The sequence below is a fragment of the Mesorhizobium shonense genome (assembly GCF_040545255.1).
GTDB classification, from domain to species: Bacteria; Pseudomonadota; Alphaproteobacteria; order Rhizobiales; family Rhizobiaceae; genus Mesorhizobium; species Mesorhizobium shonense.
Genome location: NZ_JBEPLM010000001.1, coordinates 142,903 through 159,255 on the forward strand (window position 1 = coordinate 142,903; position 16,353 = coordinate 159,255).

18 protein-coding genes are annotated in these 16,353 nt (G+C 64.0%); 9 read left to right on the forward strand and 9 right to left on the reverse strand.

Annotation, left to right across the window (positions count from 1 at the left end; translation table 11 throughout):
• Positions 1 to 22 precede the first annotated feature (22 nt).
• Complete coding sequence (locus ABID26_RS00825; RefSeq protein WP_292303631.1) at positions 23 to 565, forward strand: DUF6428 family protein; 543 nt, start codon at positions 23 to 25, stop codon at positions 563 to 565.
• Between the two features lie 34 nt (positions 566 to 599).
• Here the strand turns inward: ABID26_RS00825 and ABID26_RS00830 are convergent, their stop codons facing one another.
• Together ABID26_RS00830 and ABID26_RS00835 are read right to left on the reverse strand one after the other, a co-directional pair.
• Positions 600 to 875 carry an excalibur calcium-binding domain-containing protein gene (locus tag ABID26_RS00830; protein ID WP_292303630.1) on the reverse strand — a complete coding sequence of 92 codons (276 nt, stop codon included), beginning with the start codon at positions 873 to 875 and terminating at the stop codon, positions 600 to 602.
• A 374-nt stretch (positions 876 to 1,249) separates the two neighbouring features.
• On the reverse strand, positions 1,250 to 1,468 hold the full coding sequence (locus ABID26_RS00835; RefSeq protein ID WP_292303629.1) for a hypothetical protein: 219 nt from the start codon (positions 1,466 to 1,468) through the stop codon (positions 1,250 to 1,252).
• 169 nt (positions 1,469 to 1,637) lie between these two features.
• Here ABID26_RS00835 and ABID26_RS00840 point away from each other — a divergent pair, with 169 nt between their 5' ends.
• The gene (locus ABID26_RS00840; protein ID WP_126100958.1) at positions 1,638 to 1,907 is read left to right on the forward strand and encodes a hypothetical protein; all 270 of its coding nucleotides are present in this window, start codon (positions 1,638 to 1,640) and stop codon (positions 1,905 to 1,907) included.
• A 98-nt stretch (positions 1,908 to 2,005) separates the two neighbouring features.
• Here ABID26_RS00840 and ABID26_RS00845 read toward each other — a convergent pair whose 3' ends face one another.
• The 4 genes from ABID26_RS00845 to ABID26_RS00860 all read right to left on the reverse strand — a co-directional run bounded on the left by ABID26_RS00845 (position 2,006) and on the right by ABID26_RS00860 (position 5,128).
• Positions 2,006 to 2,752, reverse strand: a complete 747-nt coding sequence (locus ABID26_RS00845) for a GNAT family N-acetyltransferase (RefSeq protein WP_354413306.1) — start codon at positions 2,750 to 2,752, stop codon at positions 2,006 to 2,008.
• A 12-nt stretch (positions 2,753 to 2,764) separates the two neighbouring features.
• Positions 2,765 to 3,349 (reverse strand): cupin domain-containing protein, encoded by a 585-nt coding sequence (locus ABID26_RS00850; protein WP_292303625.1) that lies wholly within the window; start codon positions 3,347 to 3,349, stop codon positions 2,765 to 2,767.
• Between the two features lie 87 nt (positions 3,350 to 3,436).
• Positions 3,437 to 4,177, reverse strand: a complete 741-nt coding sequence (locus tag ABID26_RS00855) for a class I SAM-dependent methyltransferase (RefSeq protein WP_126100961.1) — start codon at positions 4,175 to 4,177, stop codon at positions 3,437 to 3,439.
• Between the two features lie 27 nt (positions 4,178 to 4,204).
• The gene (locus ABID26_RS00860; RefSeq protein WP_292344355.1) at positions 4,205 to 5,128 is read right to left on the reverse strand and encodes a ketopantoate reductase family protein; all 924 of its coding nucleotides are present in this window, start codon (positions 5,126 to 5,128) and stop codon (positions 4,205 to 4,207) included.
• A gap of 196 nt (positions 5,129 to 5,324) precedes the next feature.
• On the opposite strand from ABID26_RS00860, the gene ABID26_RS00865 reads away from it, so the two are divergent.
• Positions 5,325 to 6,725 carry a sensor histidine kinase gene (locus ABID26_RS00865; RefSeq protein ID WP_292303620.1) on the forward strand — a complete coding sequence of 467 codons (1,401 nt, stop codon included), beginning with the start codon at positions 5,325 to 5,327 and terminating at the stop codon, positions 6,723 to 6,725.
• Entirely contained in the window at positions 6,722 to 7,366 is a 645-nt protein-coding gene (locus tag ABID26_RS00870) for a LuxR C-terminal-related transcriptional regulator (protein ID WP_292339546.1), read from the forward strand. Before ABID26_RS00865 ends, ABID26_RS00870 begins: the two co-directional genes overlap by 4 nt.
• Positions 7,367 to 7,515: 149 nt before the next feature.
• Here ABID26_RS00870 and ABID26_RS00875 read toward each other — a convergent pair whose 3' ends face one another.
• The 3 genes from ABID26_RS00875 to ABID26_RS00885 all read right to left on the reverse strand — a co-directional run bounded on the left by ABID26_RS00875 (position 7,516) and on the right by ABID26_RS00885 (position 10,489).
• Positions 7,516 to 7,998: a hypothetical protein gene (locus ABID26_RS00875; protein WP_354413309.1), complete on the reverse strand. Its 483-nt coding sequence runs from the start codon at positions 7,996 to 7,998 to the stop codon at positions 7,516 to 7,518.
• A gap of 598 nt (positions 7,999 to 8,596) precedes the next feature.
• Positions 8,597 to 9,208 carry a hypothetical protein gene (locus tag ABID26_RS00880; RefSeq protein WP_354413311.1) on the reverse strand — a complete coding sequence of 204 codons (612 nt, stop codon included), beginning with the start codon at positions 9,206 to 9,208 and terminating at the stop codon, positions 8,597 to 8,599.
• 381 nt (positions 9,209 to 9,589) lie between these two features.
• On the reverse strand, positions 9,590 to 10,489 hold the full coding sequence (locus ABID26_RS00885) for an EamA family transporter (RefSeq protein WP_292344358.1): 900 nt from the start codon (positions 10,487 to 10,489) through the stop codon (positions 9,590 to 9,592).
• A 103-nt stretch (positions 10,490 to 10,592) separates the two neighbouring features.
• On the opposite strand from ABID26_RS00885, the gene ABID26_RS00890 reads away from it, so the two are divergent.
• The 5 genes from ABID26_RS00890 to ABID26_RS00910 all read left to right on the forward strand — a co-directional run bounded on the left by ABID26_RS00890 (position 10,593) and on the right by ABID26_RS00910 (position 16,318).
• Entirely contained in the window at positions 10,593 to 10,748 is a 156-nt protein-coding gene (locus ABID26_RS00890; protein ID WP_292344359.1) for a hypothetical protein, read from the forward strand.
• A 292-nt stretch (positions 10,749 to 11,040) separates the two neighbouring features.
• On the forward strand, positions 11,041 to 12,180 hold the full coding sequence (locus ABID26_RS00895; protein WP_292344360.1) for an acyltransferase family protein: 1,140 nt from the start codon (positions 11,041 to 11,043) through the stop codon (positions 12,178 to 12,180).
• A 67-nt stretch (positions 12,181 to 12,247) separates the two neighbouring features.
• On the forward strand, positions 12,248 to 13,357 hold the full coding sequence (locus tag ABID26_RS00900) for a glycosyltransferase family 2 protein (RefSeq protein ID WP_292344361.1): 1,110 nt from the start codon (positions 12,248 to 12,250) through the stop codon (positions 13,355 to 13,357).
• 205 nt (positions 13,358 to 13,562) lie between these two features.
• Complete coding sequence (locus ABID26_RS00905) at positions 13,563 to 14,549, forward strand: glycosyltransferase family 2 protein (RefSeq protein WP_354414210.1); 987 nt, start codon at positions 13,563 to 13,565, stop codon at positions 14,547 to 14,549.
• Positions 14,546 to 16,318 (forward strand): ABC transporter ATP-binding protein, encoded by a 1,773-nt coding sequence (locus ABID26_RS00910; protein WP_354413315.1) that lies wholly within the window; start codon positions 14,546 to 14,548, stop codon positions 16,316 to 16,318. The genes ABID26_RS00905 and ABID26_RS00910 overlap by 4 nt, the downstream gene beginning before the upstream one ends.
• The last annotated feature ends 35 nt before the right edge of the window (positions 16,319 to 16,353 follow it).

Here is a 16,353-nt window from a genome sequence, read left to right on the forward strand (position 1 = left end):
ATTGAAATGAGGAGTAGCCGACATGCTCTCTCCTGACAACCGGAAAAAAATCACCCCTGCCCTCGCCATCGACCCGTCGGATCTCACCATCGGCGATCTGCTCGGCGCGCTGGCCGCCTACCAAGACAAACCGCTGGTGTTCCGCTATGGCGACCGGCCGGTAAAGCCGGGCTATCATGTGACCGAGGTCAAGGCCGGGCAATTCTCGGCGCTGGATTGCGGCGCCAACCCGGAATCCTGGTCGGAAATCTTCGTGCAGCTGTGGGACGTCGACGAAGGCGGCCCGATCCACATGCCGGCCGGCAGGTTCACAGCGATCATCCGCAAGGTCGCAGATCACGTGGCTCTCGATCAGTCGGCCAGGCTGACCTTCGAAATCAGCGACGGCATCCGGCCGATGGAGTTGCACCGGGCAAGCCAACCTGCCTTGGTTGGCGGCACCGTCGAGGTCGAGCTGTCGCCACGACCGGCAAGCTGCAAGCCGCGCGACCGCTGGCTGGAAGAACAGAAGGCGGCGAGCGCATCATGTTGCTCGCCCGCGAGCGGCAAGGCTTGTTGCAGCTGAGCGGTTGGTCTGCGCGGGCCGAATCGTCTCCGACCTATCTGCCCGTGCTCCGATAGCGGTGCACCCGTACCCCGCTCCCGTTTGTCCCATGCCAAGGTTCGCAGGCAATGCCGTCATGGTCGGCATCATGCGTCGGCCAATAGCCGGGCTGCCCGGCGCGCGCCGGCGCGAGACCGACCAATCGGGCGGTGGCGCAGTTGGGAAAGGCAGCAACGTGCCGCAGCGCCGACCAAGGCGACGCGAAATGGATGCCGATCGAGCCATAGACGATGTAGCCGGACAGAAGAATGAACGGTGCAAGCAAGGCCACCCATCTCCATCCGCCCAACGGGCGGCGCTGATAGGCCGAAGGCCAATAGAAAAACGGCAGAAACATCCGCCACCCCGGCTGATAGCGCCCCCAATTAAATTAGCGGTCCCTTGTATTTCTTGCAAATGAGGATCATGCTCAGGTCAGTGTGTGGCAACCTGATGCGCAATGGGTGGGTATAAAAAGGGTAAGGCGTCATGGGATATGCAGTATGCTATGATCACAGTGGGATCGATCTGGTTTGGTCGATCTTCCTCGACATCACGGCGTTTTTCATGCTCATGGCGCCGTTGGCCGTTGCGCGGCTGATAGCGATATCGCGTGCGAATGGCACAACGCAACTTCAAGCCGCGTAGAGGCTTGGAGATCCGTTTCTAGCCCGGGCGCGGGACCTTCCGGGGGGCTTCGCCGAACAGTGCCGAGCAGTCGATCTCGTCGCGGAAAAGCGCGTTCGGATCGAGGACCAGCCACGACGTGTGCGTGCGAAGGCTCCTCAGCCTGGCGTTCTTTTCCGCGCGCGCCTGACGCTCCGCCTCGGCGAGCGAGGCCGGGGACGCCTTTTCGGCCCTGTAAGGGTGAGAGCCCTTCGACATAGCGACACAAAACGCGGCGGCCCTCTCTTGCGTTCCGTCGCAAGTGGAGCGGTCGATGCATCACGGCCGGCTCATTCTTTTTTCAATCGCGCCGACGATGCGTGCCGGGCGACCGAACGCCGACAAGGAACTTTCCATCGGCCGAAACAGTTCCTGATCGGGTGCGAACATGAAAAGGGCGTCGCTTCATCTCCTAAAAGGGACCGGTTACCTGGTCTCGACGGTCAGCGTCGTTCTTCTGGCGATCGTCAGCTGGTCGAACGCATCGAAAGACCTATTGTTGACGGCGTGCCTTCTTGCGGGCGCCGCGACATCGGTTGTCGGCATGTTTTGCCGCTGGCTCTCCTACGAGATCGAAAAGCGACAAGAGGAGCATTTCGAGAAACCGAACGATCAGGCGATGAAAATGCCCATGGCAGACCATGGCGCGGACGCTTAAAGCGCGTCGCGCTTAACGGATTCAGGTGACGGGCTTTGCACATCTGAGCTAAGCCCGGGCAGGCGTTTTTCTGACGAGCGTACTTGCTATCCGAGACCTCAGATCGACAAAAGCGGACCTGTGAAATCGCGCGGTGAGCGAAGCTCGGCCAGCGAGCGGACCTGCCGCCCTTCCCTGAAATTACCGGGATCGAGCCAGGCTTCGAAAGCCGCACGGTTAGCCGGCCATTCGCTGGAAAGCATCGAATACATCGGGATGTCGCAGGGCTTGCCCTTCAGGAACAGGCCCTGGCGGTGCGTACCCTCATAGACGAAGCCTAACCGGAGGGCGGCGCTGCGCGATCGCTGGTTGGTTGAGGTGCAGGTCCATTCGAGGCGGCGGTAGCCGAGATCGTCGAAGACGTGGCGCATAATAAGATAGAGCGCTTCGCTGGCAAGGCGCGTGCGCTGCAGCGGCGGCGTGTAGAGCACATAGCCGAGTTCGACGACATGGTGCGCCGGCCTGGCCTCCATCAGGCAGAGCCATCCAAGCGCTTCGCCGTCGGGGCCATCGACGGCGAAGAAAGCGCGCTTGGGGTCCGCCACCAGCGCGGCGACATGCTCGGCGAAGGCCTGCTCGGTGGCAAAGGGTCCGACCTTCATGTCGACCCAGGTGGCCTCGGTGTGCTCGTCATGCGAGAGCCGATAGAGCCTTGCCGCATCGCGTTCGGCGTCGAGCGGGCGCAGCCGCCCCCAACGGCCCTCGAGCACGACGGCGACCGGAACCGGCGCATCGCCCGACGCGACCTGAGTCGCCTTCGGCGTTGACCCGACGACCGGTTGATCTGTCTCGGTATCGAAAGCCATTGTGCGCGCTCCCTAAGGATTGAGCCACTTTATGCCGTATTTGCGCGCCGCTGCCGCATAGGCCTCGGGCATCGAGGAGCCGCTCGCCTCGGCTTGGGAAAGATCGCGGAAGAAGCCTTCGAATCCGGCGGGTGACGTCATCGTCAGGAAACGGCCGGTGCGCGACACGATGCGTCGATGCGCATGCGGGCCACGCGGAGCGAACACCGTTCCGCCTGGCCCGACGTGAAATTCTTGGTCGCCACAGCGGAACACGTGCTCGCCCTCGATCACGTAGAAGAGCTCGTCCTCATTGGCATGGCTGTGTAGCGGCGTATCCAGAGGATCGATCTCCTCGACGATCGAGAAGGCGCCGCCTGTGGTATCAGCGGACGCCTTGACGAGGAAGTCGGCGCCGCTGAAATGCAGCCGCTCGCCCTCACCAGCTTCGAGCTTGTACCCCGCAACCGTCCTCATGGCATGCCTCCCTTCTTCCAGCGATGGATAGATATCGCACAGTTCTCCGGAAAATGGCTGCTCGGCCAGCCATCGGCGGCCAAGATGATCGACCGCGCCGGCCAGACCGGTCAGAAGCCGGCCTTTCAGGATCTTCAGCACCGGAGCGCCTCCCCCCGTATGACGTGTTTCATTCCGGCCGCCGGTCCGATTCACTTGGACGCATAGCAGCCCGCCCCAATGCGCCGATTAGTTCCAGTAACGGAACACCCTGCCCATTCGATTGGGCATCAAGTAAATGTCCTCCGCATGCGAAAAGCCGGCATCGCGCCCCAAGCGCAGCCATGTCTGCGAGGTTTCGGGGAAATCGGCCAGAAGCATATGCCGTTCCATCGATGCGAATTCCTCGTCGGAAACGGCCGACCATTTGTCGCGTAGCAAGGAGAAGCGCGCGAGCCAGGCGGCGCGATCCTCGCCTTCGAACAGCGCCGGTTCCCAGATGACGAACAGGCCCATCCCTCCCAAGGCCCGGTGGGCGTTCCGCATCAGCCTTGCCTTGGCCGCCGTCGGCAGATGGTGCAGCGACATGCCGATCCAGATGACGTCAACTGGTTCCGACCATTTCGCCATCGCTGGCGCGAAATCGCAGCAGCGGAGTTCGACGGGACAAGGGAGGCCTTCAAGGGCTTCAGCCGCCAATCGCAGCGACGCCTCCGACAAGTCGATGCCGACATAGCTGCCTATCGCCGTCGTCTTCAGCATCGCGGCGGAGGCGCTGGCATCTCCGCACGCCACGTCGAGGAACCGGAATGACGCCGGCGCCTGCTCGACAAGCAAGTCGCGAAGAACGTCATAGACTTCCCGATGGAACATCAGGTTCGCACCGACGATCCTGCGGTAAGTCTCGAGTTCCCTATTGAACATGTCTTGCGAGCCAGAGGCCTTCGTGCCCATCGTCACCGGCATGCTTTCAGTCGACGCATTTGCCATGATGTCCTCCCACCGAATCTCGATGGATCACCGCCAAGGGACGGCACCCGCTGCATGGAGATGCAAGGCGCGGAACACCGCCGTGTGACCAGGGGTCGCAAGGCCGAACTTCATGCCCAGTTCATGCATGCGCCCGGAGAGCCAGACGACCTCGATGGGCTTACCTCTTTCGAGGTCGTTGGCCATCGACGATTTCACATGCGGAGGGAATGCCGTCCACCTCTTGATGACGCGGTCCTCGAACCCTTCCGCCATCGGATGGCCGGCTGCCGCGGCAACCGCCATCCCTTCGTCCCGCAATTGCTCGACGAAGATGCGGGCCTCGGGATCGCCAAGGATCGGACCAATGCCTGAGCGCATGAGCGACGTTGCGCCGGAGAAGGCTGCAAGCGTCACGAACTTCTCCCAGAGCACGCTGTCGATCTCGGCGACCGACTTCAGTTGGAGACCAATCGCCCGATCGCAAAGCGCGTGAAGCTCGTGTATCACAGGATCGCGATGCCCGCCGACGAGAATGTCCGTTAGCCCGCCCGCATGGACGACCTCCCCTGGCTTGTTGATGAAACCGGAAAGGTAGGTGGCGCCGCCGATCACCTTGTCGCCGCGAACATGGCGACGCAGAATCTCGATGCCGTCGATGCCGTTTTGCAGCGTCACGACGCGGGTGTTCCCGGCAATCAGCGGTCCGAGCGCGGCGGCGGCCTTCTCACAATCGTAGAGCTTGACCGCGAAGATCACGAGATCGACGGGACCGATGTCGGCCGGCGCATCGCTTGCTGAGACGTCACGCAGAAGCAAGTCGCCGGCCGGACTTTTGATGCGCAATCCGTTCTGGCGCATTGCCTGCAGATGTGCCCCACGGGCAACGAAGCTGACATCGCCTCCCGCCTCGACAAGCCTGGCCCCGATATATCCGCCGATGGCGCCCGCACCCATCATTGCGATCCGCATGCCGATCCCTCGACGCCAGCCGGTGCTATGGCCACGTAACGCCGGAGCGGACCCGCAGCCGACATAATATTAGCAGATCCTCAATAAGCCGACCAGCCGCGCCATTAACCTTCCCCCGGGGCACCGGACCAAGGTCGGTGTCGCAATTGCCGCGACTGGCCTATAATCTTGCAGGCGGGTGGGGTGAATCACGCGTATGCTCAGGGAGACCTTGAAGCGACTTGTGCAAGTCTGGAGCGGGCTGTCGCTGGCCTGGCAGTTCGTGATCGCCGGCGGCATCGGGCTTTTGGCGGTGATGCTCGTGGTTGGCCTTTGGGTAACGTCGCAGATCCGCGAAGGTGTGATGCACAACTCCGCCACCACGACAGCGCTCTATGTCGACAGCGTGATTGCACCGCTGCTGCCGGACCTGCGCAAAAGCCGGGAGCTCGACGATACCGTCAAGCGGGCGTTGGACGAGACGCTCGGACAGGGCGCGCTCGGCAAGAGGCTGGTGTCGTTCAAGCTGTGGCGGCGGGACGGCTTGGTGCTCTACTCCGACGACTCGGCTCTGATCGGCAAAACCTTTGCGCCGAATCCCAATCTCGTTTCCGCCTTCGCCGGCAATGTCGTAGCCGAATACAACGACCTCAACGACGACCCCGAAGCCGGCGAGGAGAAAGCCGTGAACGCGCCGCTGTTCGAGATCTACAACCCGGTGCGCGAGCCGTGGTCGGGCCAAGTGGTGGCGGTGTCGGAATTCTACGAAATCGCCGACGATTTCCAGGAGACGCTGAACTCGGCGCTGAGGTGGAGCTGGCTGGTGGTGGCCGGCGCCACGGCGGCCTCGCTGGCGCTTCTATCGGGAATCGTGTTTCGCGGCAGCCGTACCATCCAGACACAGCGCGCAGCGCTCGAGGCCAAGGTCACCGAACTGCAGGCGGCGCTAGCGCAGAACTCGTCGCTGCGCCAGCGCGTGCAGCGCGCCTCGCGCCGCGCCACCGCCATCAACGAACGCTATCTGAGACGCATCGGCGCCGACCTGCATGACGGGCCTGCGCAACTGGTGGCGCTTGCCGCGCTTAGAATGGACAGCCCGGTGCTCGTCGACCCCGCCACCCCGAAACCGCGGCGCGAAGCCGAGATCGCCGGCATCCACAAGACGCTCGGCGAGGCGATGCGAGAGATACGCGGCATCTGCAACGGCCTGGTGCTGCCGCAGATCGAGACCCAGGCTGTGGCCGACAATTTGCGGCTGGCGGTGGCCGAGCATGAGCGCCGCACCGACACCAAAGTGTTGCTGACGCTGCCGGAGCGCTTGCCGGAACTCGGCACCTCGGAGAAGATCAGCATCTATCGTTTCGTGCAGGAAGGGCTGAACAACGCCTACCGGCACGGCAAGGGCAAGGGCCAGCAGGTGAGAGCCACGATGAAGGGCGGCAAGCTGTTGGTCGAGGTGCAGGACACCGGTCCGGGCTTCGATCCGGCGAGGAGCGAAGGCCTCGGGCTTGCCGGCCTCAGGGAGCGCATCGAAAGCATCGGCGGGCAGTTCGAGACGCTCTCGGGTCCAGGAGGAACGAGACTGGTAATCACATTGTCTGTCGAGGAGCAGCCGTGACCGCACCGATCCGCATCGCCATTGTCGACGACCATCCACTGTTTCGCGAGGGCGTGGCGCGCAGCCTCGGCGAGATCGGTGGCTTCGAGCTTGTGGGCGAAGGCGCCAGCGCCGAGGACGCCGAAAGGCTGGCGCGCGCCAGCGCTCCAGATATCCTGATGCTCGACATCAGCATGCCGGGCGGCGGCCTCAATGCGCTGACCAGCATCCTTTCGGCAGTCCCCGAGCAGAAGATCGTCATGCTGACGGTTTCGGAAGCCAATGCCGACGTTGCCCAGGCGCTGAAGGCCGGCGCGCGAGGCTATGTGCTGAAGGGGGTCGGCTCCAAGTCGCTGGCCGAGATCCTGCGCGATGTCGCCAACGGCCAGAGCTATGTCTCGCCGACGCTCTCGGCCAGGCTGTTGTCAGATCTGTTGCAGCCCACCAGCCGCAAGCCAGACCCGCTCAGCCAGCTTACCAGCCGCGAGGCCGAGATCCTGAGACTGGTGGCCGAGGGCCTGAGCAACAAGGAAGTCGCCGCCCGGCTGTCGCTGCAGGAAAAGACCGTCAAGCACCACATGACCAGGGTGCTGGCCAAGCTCAACGTGCGCAACAGGACGGAAGCGGCGCTGCTGATGCATGAGGCGAAGGACAGGCAGTAGAGAGTAGGCAGTAGGGAATAGAAAAAAGAGCACCCAGCTGCCTACTGCCTAATCCCTACTGCCTATTCCCTAAAAGCAATCACCCCCGCCTCCGGAAGGCGGGGGTGACATGCGAGGGTGCGGGAAAAGGGGGTAGCTTCTCTCAACCCTCACAAGCTTAGCAGGCGGGCCAGATCCGCCTGGGTCGCCTTGCGCTCGACGATGGTGCGGCCTTGCGCATCCGTCATCTCGAAGCGGCCGTTCTCGATTTCCTCCTTCATGCCGTTGCGGTGGACGACGGTGATCTTGGTGCCGTCGACCTCGACCGTATCGCCAGTCGTGGCGTTGACATGATTGGCCTTGCTGCCCGGACTGGTGTTGCCTTTGCCGCTGTTGTTGCCAGGGCCGGCATTGGCATTGCCGCCACCGGCATTGCTGTTGCCCGAATTGCCGCCGCTGTTGCCGCCGTTACCACCGCCATTGCCGCCACCGCCATTACCGCCGCCGCCATTGCCATTGCCGGCATACGCGGTGGTCACGAGGAGCTTGGCGGCGCCATCGGGCGTGAAATGATAGGTCGCGACAACAACCGCCAGCGCGGCCGTGGCGCGCAGCGTAAGGCGGACAAACCTTTTGGAGGCGGGTTCGAGCATGCTGTCCTTGGTTCATGCCGGTTCCGCCTCGGCCCTGCCGAAGTTCCGCTCTCAGCCCGGCCAAGGCGGAACCGGTGTCTTGACCAGAAAAGATTCACGGTTTGGTAAGGCTACGGAAGCGGCCCACGACCCATGCCATGCCCGGTCGGACCTTTTTTGCCGTCGCTTGGGGACCAACGTCGCAACCACTGGGAGAAACAGCTCGACGCTGTTGCTGCCCCTGCGTAACCAAAACGCTTGGAAATTGTCCGGCAATTCTTTATGACTGTCGCCTGCGACAACCACGCGGACGCCCAACGAGCCGCGGCATGCTACGGCGCAGACGTCTCTACTTAGACGCGAAAAGCACCGTAACACTTAGATTTGCGGATGGATTGTTTCCCCGATCTGCGGGGCCATCCGCCAAGAGCCCGCCTTACCCGGCAGCCGTCCTTAGGGCCCCAAAAAGTACCCCCGCCAAAAGGCGGGGGCAAGGTGAGCAGCGGGAGTTCTGTCGTAAGACGATCAGGACCGAAGAGACGAAGCAAAAGGTGGCAACCTGATTTTGCAGCGCTGGCCTTTGGTCCCTTAAAGATCTAATCCAGATAGAACCTCGCTCTCACAAACTTTTCAGGCGATTGAGATCGGCCATTGTGGCCCTGCGCTCGACGATGGTGCGACCAAACTTGTCCTCCATCCTGAACCTGCCGTTCTCGATCGTCTCCTTCATTCCATTCCGGTGCGTGACCTGGATGCTGTTGTTGCTTACCTCGACCTTGTCGCCGGTCAGCGCATTCACGTGATCATCGACGTCGGCGGTGCTGCTGCTTGCTGCACTGTTGGAGGCGCTGTTCGCTGCGCCCTTACTGTTACCGCTGTTTCCACCGCTATTGCTGTTACCGCTGTTTCCGCCGCTATTGCTGTTACCGCTGTTTCCGCCGCTATTGCTGTTACCGCTGTTTCCGCCGCTGTTGCTGTTACCGCTGTTTCCGCCGCTGTTGCTGTTGCCGCTGCTATTGCCCCCAGAATTGCCGTTCCCACTATTGCCGCTGCCGTTACCGTTCCCGCCGCCGCTGTTCCCTCCGCCATTGCCATTGCCGCCGCCGCCTTTACCGGCGTAGGCCTTGGCCACAACAAACCCTTCGACGGAGAGATGAAAAGGCGCGACAACAAGCGCCAACGCAGTGAGCGCTCGCAAGACTAGCCTGCAGCCCATGCGCGCTACGCGCATCCCATTCTCCCCATACCGGCCATCCGGCCCTTCGGCCGAACTACCCCACCGGCAATGTCGCAGCATCAGCATCCCCAATCAGCGCGCCGTGTGGAAGTGGCCCACGACCCTTGTCTTGTTTGCTCAGACCTTTTTGGTGACAATATCGGACTAAAGTCCTATCTCAACCACCAGATGTGGTCCGGCATGGCTGCGCGCACAGCTTTTTTCTAGCGCGGCCAGCGGTTTAAAGCAGGTCGCGCCGAAACGGATTCAGGCGACACGCTCTTAGTTTCACTTTTACGTATGTCGTTTTCCCAAAACCGCTGCCCACTTTTGGGCGACAAGCGTGTTAGTTTCACTTTTACGCATGTCGTTTTCCCAAAACCGCCGCGACAAGCGTCAACCTGGCGACGGAACAGGCGCTCTCGCCGTCACGGCCGCGCCGAGGGCGGCGGCGATCACGGCGGCGATGCCGGCGCACTGCAAGGCGCTCAGGCTCTCATGCAGGAACAGGAAGCCTGTCAAGGCGCCGCCCGCCGGTTCCAGACAAACGATCATGCCATAGACCTTGGCCGGCATTCTGGCCAGCACCATCATCTCCAGCCAGAAGGGCAGCGCGCTGGAGAACAGCCCGACGACGACCGCGCCCGCCATGACATTTGGATCGGTGAGATAAGGCTCCGCCGCGGTAAAGCCGAAAGGCAGCGCAACCAGCGCCGCGATCGCCATGCCGTAGGCCGAGGTGCGGGCGCCGAGCTCGGCGCCGGCCTTCTGCGCGAAGATGATGTAGAGCCCCCAGCAGCCGCCTGCGGCAAGCGCAAGCAGCACGCCCACCGGATCGAGTCCCCGGCTGACATCGGCCCCATGGTTGACGTCAGCAAATGGCGAGAGCAGCACGATGCCGGCGACCGCCAGCCCCACCCAGACGAGGTCGAGCAGGCGCCTGGAGCCCAGCGTCGCGACGAAGAGCGGGCCGGTGAACTCGAGCGCCACGCAGATGCCCAGCGGAATGCGCTCGAGCGCGGCATAAAAGAGCAGGTTCATGACCGAAACGGTGACGCCATAGGCGGCGAGCCAGGGCAGCCCCCTTCGTATAGGCATTATTTTCCAGGGCCTGAGCACCGCCGCCAGCATCAGCGCGCCGATGGCGAGCCTGAGCATCGTCGTGCCCTCCGCGCCCAGAACCGGAAACAGGCCCTTGGCGAAAGCGGCACCCACCTGCACCGATAGAATGGCGGCAAGCAGGCCGAAGATGGGCAAGGCCGCCGCCTCTGGTTTTGCGATCGGTGTCGACGTCACTTCTTCTCCATTCCCCTGCCCGCACGGTCCGGAGTGGAGATACAGCCTGATGTTTCCCGTGTCGTGAGGCAGCGGCAGGCTGATAGTGTGACAGGGCGGGGCGATGGCCATCATCGCCACCCGGCACGCATATTGCGGCGCACAAGGCTTTGAAACTCAAGGCGCTTTCGCGGATGATGCGCAAGAGTCAACAGCTATGTCCGGATCTTCCTTCCAGTACCGTTCGCTTCGCGTCATGGTTGACGGTATTATTATTTAGCATCCTTTACGATAGATACTTCTAAAAAATCAGACCAAATGCCTAAAATATATGAGACCATCGGACCGCCGCTCCAATAGTTCAGTCCGACAACTTTTCCTCCTGGTTGTCGTTATCACGTCTTTATTTCAAGCCCGTAAGCATTGTGTGTTGCGATGCAACATCCCATGCTACAGTCCTTTAGCCAAGGTGAATATACCGTGGAGGAGTCGGCGAGTTTGGGTTGCCCGTTGACCGGTACCAATTTCGCAGCCGTCGCCTCGGCCGATGTCGGCGCCGGTGGAAGCCGCTGATGGCGAAGGCGCGCGACATCCAACTGGACGCGCTGCGGGCCGTTGCCGTGACGCTGGTGCTCTACGCGCATTTCCTTGCGCCGAACGGCACGTCCTTCCTCGGACATCTCGGGGTCAGGCTGTTCTTCGTGCTCTCCGGCTTTTTGATCACACGGCTTTTGCTGGATGCGCGTGACACCAATGCATTCGCTTCCGGATCAGCGCTGCGGTCCTTCTATGCCAGGCGCGTGATCCGGATCTTCCCACCCTATTTCGCGGTGCTAGGGCTCGTCTGGCTCACCGACCTGGAACAGGCCAGGTCCTCGCTCGCCTGGCATGCGCTCTACCTCTCGAACTTCTGGTACGCGCTGCGCAACGACTGGAACCCCTGGCTGCTCTGCCATTTCTGGAGCCTCAGCATCGAGGAGCAGTTCTATCTCGCCTGGCCGCTGATCGTGCTTCTGGCGCCGCGCAAACGCATCGAGGCGATCACCATCGGCGTCATCTGCTTCTCCCTCGCCTACCGCTTCTACTGGCCCATTGCCGCGGACCCGGCGCTCGCCAGGGACCTGTTGCCGCCGGCCTCGATGGATGCGCTCGCCTGCGGCGCCCTGCTCGCCGTCCGCCGCGCCAGGGGCGCCGATGTGCCGCGATGGATGCGACCTTGCTGGCCGGCCCTGGCAGCGTTTTTCCTGCTCGTCGTCTGGTCCGATCCGGGGCCGGCGAGCTCGACCTGGGAGTGGCCGCGCTGGCTGCTGGTGCAGGTGCTGCCGCTGGTGCCGTTGACGGCGATCGTCGCCGCCTGCTCGACCGGCCTCGGCGGCTGGCTCGGCAGGCTCGCCGAACAGCGGCCGCTGCTTTCGCTCGGCCGCATCAGCTACGGCGTCTATCTCTACCACCCGATCCTTCTGGCCTATGCCGTCAAAGCGCAGCCATGGATCCCGCTCAACGTCTCGGAGCAGGGGCCGGGCCGGTTCCTGGTCGCGGGCACCGCCACGATCATCGTGGCCTCGCTCTCCTGGGCGTTTTTCGAGAAGCCGCTCAATGGCCTCAAGCGCTATTTCCCCTATGTGGCGCGGCCAGTTGCGTCGGGCGACGCCAAATGGACCAGCCGCACGGCTGCCGCGCTCGAGCTGCCGCGAACGGAGGCGAGGCAATGAGGGGCGGCGCCAATATCGGCGATTGGCCGGCACCAACAGGCTGCCACCTGAAACGGTGGGGATATCGATGACCGCCGCCCCTCTCATCTCCGTGCTTTTGCCCGTCTACAATGCCGAGCCCTATGTCGGCGCCGCGATCCAATCGATCCTGCGCCAGGACTACGGCGGGCTCGAGGTCATCGCCATTGACGACGGATCGACCGACCGGTCGCTGGAGATCCTCGAGCGCTGCCGCCGGGACGACAGCCGCGTGTCCATCATTTCGCGCGAGAATCGCGGGCTCGTCGCCTCGCTCAACGAGGGGCTGCAGGTAGCGCGGGGCGAGCTCGTCGCGCGCATGGATGCCGACGACTTCGCCTATCCCTGGCGGCTGTCGCGCCAGGCGGCACTGTTTGCGGCACGGCCCGAGCTCGGCTTCTGCGGCTCGGTCGTCGATCTGCTGCTGCACGGCCGCATCGCCCGGGGCAGGCTCGATCCGGTGTTCCGCCTCGCCCTCCCGGTGCTGTCAAAATTCTTCACGATCTTCATGCATCCGACGGTGATCTACAACCGCCGGGTCATCGGCGAGGCCGACCTCCGCTATGACGGCGCTTACCGGCATGCCGAGGATTTCGACCTCTTCAGGCGGCTCGCCGACCGCTATCCGGCGGCCATGATAGAGGAGAGCCTGCTGGTCTACCGCGTCCATGCCGGCAGCGTGACCAGCCGGCACACCGGCGACATGCGGCGCACGCATCTCAGGATCGTGGCAGAGAATCTCGAGCGCGATGGCCTGGCGGAGGAGAGCGAGGATTTGCGCGCCATTGGCGATCAAGTCTCGTTCGACACTGTGGCCCGGGCGGCAGCCTTCATGCGCGCGCTGGAAGAGCGGATCGCCGCCCTGCCCGACACGACGCGGCCGAGCTTCGAGGCCGGCGCGCTGAACCTCTTCTATTTCCTCTACCAGCTCGTCAACGACGAGGAGCAGCCGGCCCTGACGCACGAGCTGTTGACGCTGACGGCGAAATGGAACGCCATCCGCCGCCGCGAGAAATACGCGCTCAGCCCCGGCGCCTGGGCGCCCTGGCTCAGCCATGTCTCGATGTGGGCGGGCAAACGCGCGGACGGGCTGGCCTACCGCCTCAAATCCGCGCCGGCGGCGTCGGTGCTTGCGCCTTATCGGATGGGGGCGGCATGAGAGTGATACGCGAGGTTGTCTTAAAGGGTGGCAACCGCCAACGCTGGCGGGACAGCACCCCCCTCTGTCCTGCCGGACATGTCCGGCAGGACAGAGGGGGGTGTGAAGGATCGCGACGCATCGCATCCATTTATCGGGCTGACGCAGCCGCGGAGCCCTCGCCGTGAACGCCGAGCGCCATCCGCCGCTGCACTTCCGCCCGGCCCTGCCCGCCCCGCCTTGGCCCAGGCAGCGGCCGCAGGTCTCCTTCATCGTCTGCACGCGCGACCGCGTCGCGGTGCTGGAAGCCTGCATAGGCTCGATCCGCGCCGCCTGCCGGGCCCACCCCGGCTTCGCCGCCGAGCTGGTGGTGGTCGACAATGGCTCGCGCGACGGCACGGCCGAATACCTTTCAAGGGTCGCCGCGACGTCCGACATCGCGCTGACCGCGATCTCGGAGCCGCGGCCCGGATTGGCGGCGGCGCGCAACGCCGGGCTGGCGCGGGCGCGCGGACGCGTGCTGGTCTTCGTCGACGACGACTGCCGGCTCGACCGCAGCTATCTAGCCGACCTTCAGCGCCATTATGCGAGCGGTGAGAAATGGCTGATCCGCGGCGGCCGCGTCGAGATCGGCGATGCGCGCGACCTGCCCTTCACCATCAAGCGCTGCGACAAGCGCGAGCGGCTGACACGTGCCGTCCATCCGGGCGGCTTCGTGCTCGGCTGCAACATGACCATGCATCGCGACGTCGCCGCCCGCATCGGCCCTTTCGACGAGCGCTTCGGCGCCGGCGGAGCGCTGCGCTCGGCCGAAGACACGGACTATCTGGTGCGCGCCATGCTTGCCGGCATGGCAGTGGAATATGTGCCTGACATGACGATCTTCCACCATCACGGGCGGCGCGACCGCAAGGCGGTCGACCAGCTGCACCGCGACTATCATTTCGGCAATGGCGCGCTGTGTCTGAAACATTTCCGCCGCGCGCCCTTCCTGCTTCGCCATTTCTACTGGGCCGCGCGGGCCGCGATGCGCGAACTTGCAGGCGGGCCGCGGTTCGACAGCGATCTCAGGCTGTCGCACTGGCCGATCGTTTTGATGAACCTCGCGGGCGCGGCGAAATTCGCGCTGGTTGCGCTTGCCGGACGGCCAGACCGGCAGGCGCAGCCGGCCCAGGAAACCACCGAGGCCAGCGCGGAGGCCGGCGCGCGATGACCGGGTTTCCGACGCTGTCGATGCTGCACCAGGCCCTCGGCCGTCGGCAGATCGCCCTGCTGCCCGGCGTCGTCGCGCTCGGGCTTGCCAGTGCCGCACTCGAAGGGTTCGGCATCGGGCTCATCATCCCGCTGCTCGGCATCATCATGGGACATGGTGAGGCGAACGGTATGGCCGGCCTCTCCGCCCTCCTCCAGAAGGTCGACGCCGGACTTGGTGAGCGCGAGCGGGTAGTCGCGATTTCGGCCGCGATCCTCGGCTCGATCCTGCTCAAGAACCTGCTCGCCTACGCCAATTCGGTGCTGACCGCGCATATCTACGGCAAGGCCAGCCAGGCGATCCGCGCTGCGCTGGCAGGGCAGCTGCTTGGAGTGGGCTATCCGTTCTTCCTGAAGGAGAGCCCGGGCCGGCTGCTCAACATCATCTCCAACGAATCCTGGCGGGCGTCGGACGCCATCCAGGGGATGCTAGGCGCCATCGTCAGCGCCTCGGCAGCTATCATCCTGCTCGCCTTCCTGCTGCTGCTCTCCTGGCAGATGACGCTTTTGGTGATGCTCGGCCTTGCGCTGGTGCAAGCGGCGCATATGGCGCTGTCGGCGCATCTCAGGGCGCCCAGCCGCGGTGTCGCCGCGCGCAACAGCGCCTTGGCCTCGCGGATGCTGCATCTGGTGCACGCCGGCCGGCTGATCCGCATCTTCGGCCAGGAGCAGCGCGAGAAGGCGGCGTTCGAGAAGGCATCGGATGGAGTGCGGCGGGCGGCCTTCCTGCTCTCCAATCGCCAGGGCGCGCTGGCGCCGCTGACGGAAGTGCTGCACGCCATGCTGTTCCTGGCGGTGGTGATCGGCGCCTGGCTTGCCGGCTTGAGCTTCCCGCTGGTCGCCGCCTTCCTCATCCTGCTCTACCGCCTGCAGCCGCATGTCCGGGCGCTGCAGATGACCTGGAGCCAGTTGCAGGGCCTTTCCGGCTCGCTGGAAGAGGTGACCTGGCTGCTCGACCCGACGGGCAAGCCGGCGCCGCCGCAAGGCAGCCGGCCGTTTGCAGGCTTGAACGAGAAGATTGCCTTCGAGGGCGTGAGCTTCAGCTATGCCAATGAGGAGCAGCGCGCGGCGGTGCTGCACGCGGCGAGCTTCGATATCGTGAGCGGCCGCTCGACGGCGCTGATCGGCCGCTCCGGCGCCGGCAAGACGACGATCGTCAACCTGCTCTGCCGCTTCGTTGAGCCGGACGGCGGCCGCATCCTCGTCGACGGCGCGCCGCTAGGCGACATCGACCCGGTCGCATGGCGGGCCCATATCGCTTTGGCCAGCCAGGAGCTGGAGCTGGTCGACGGCACCATCCTCGACAACATCACCTACGGCAAGGACACGGCGAGCGCCGAAGAGGCGCGCCAAGCGGCCGAGCTTGCCGAGGCGCATGAATTCATCGAACGCCTGCCGCAGGCTTATGAGACGGTGGTCGGCTATCGCGGCGTCAACCTGTCGGCCGGGCAAAGGCAGCGCATCGCGCTCGCCCGCGCGCTGCTGCGCGACCCCGACATACTGATCCTCGACGAAGCCACCAACGCGGTGGACGGGCTGTCAGAAGCGGCGATCGTCGAAACGCTGAAATCGCGCGCCGGCCGCCGCACCACGATCGTCATCAGCCACCACCACTCGACGATCTCGTTCTGCGACGACCTGGTGATCCTGGAGCATGGACGGGTGAAGAAGCAGGCCCCGTTCGCCGAACTGGCGGCGCGCAGCATGGATGAGCTGTATCAGCCGGAGTGAACGCTGGTAATCTCCCCCCTTGAGGGAGATGTCGC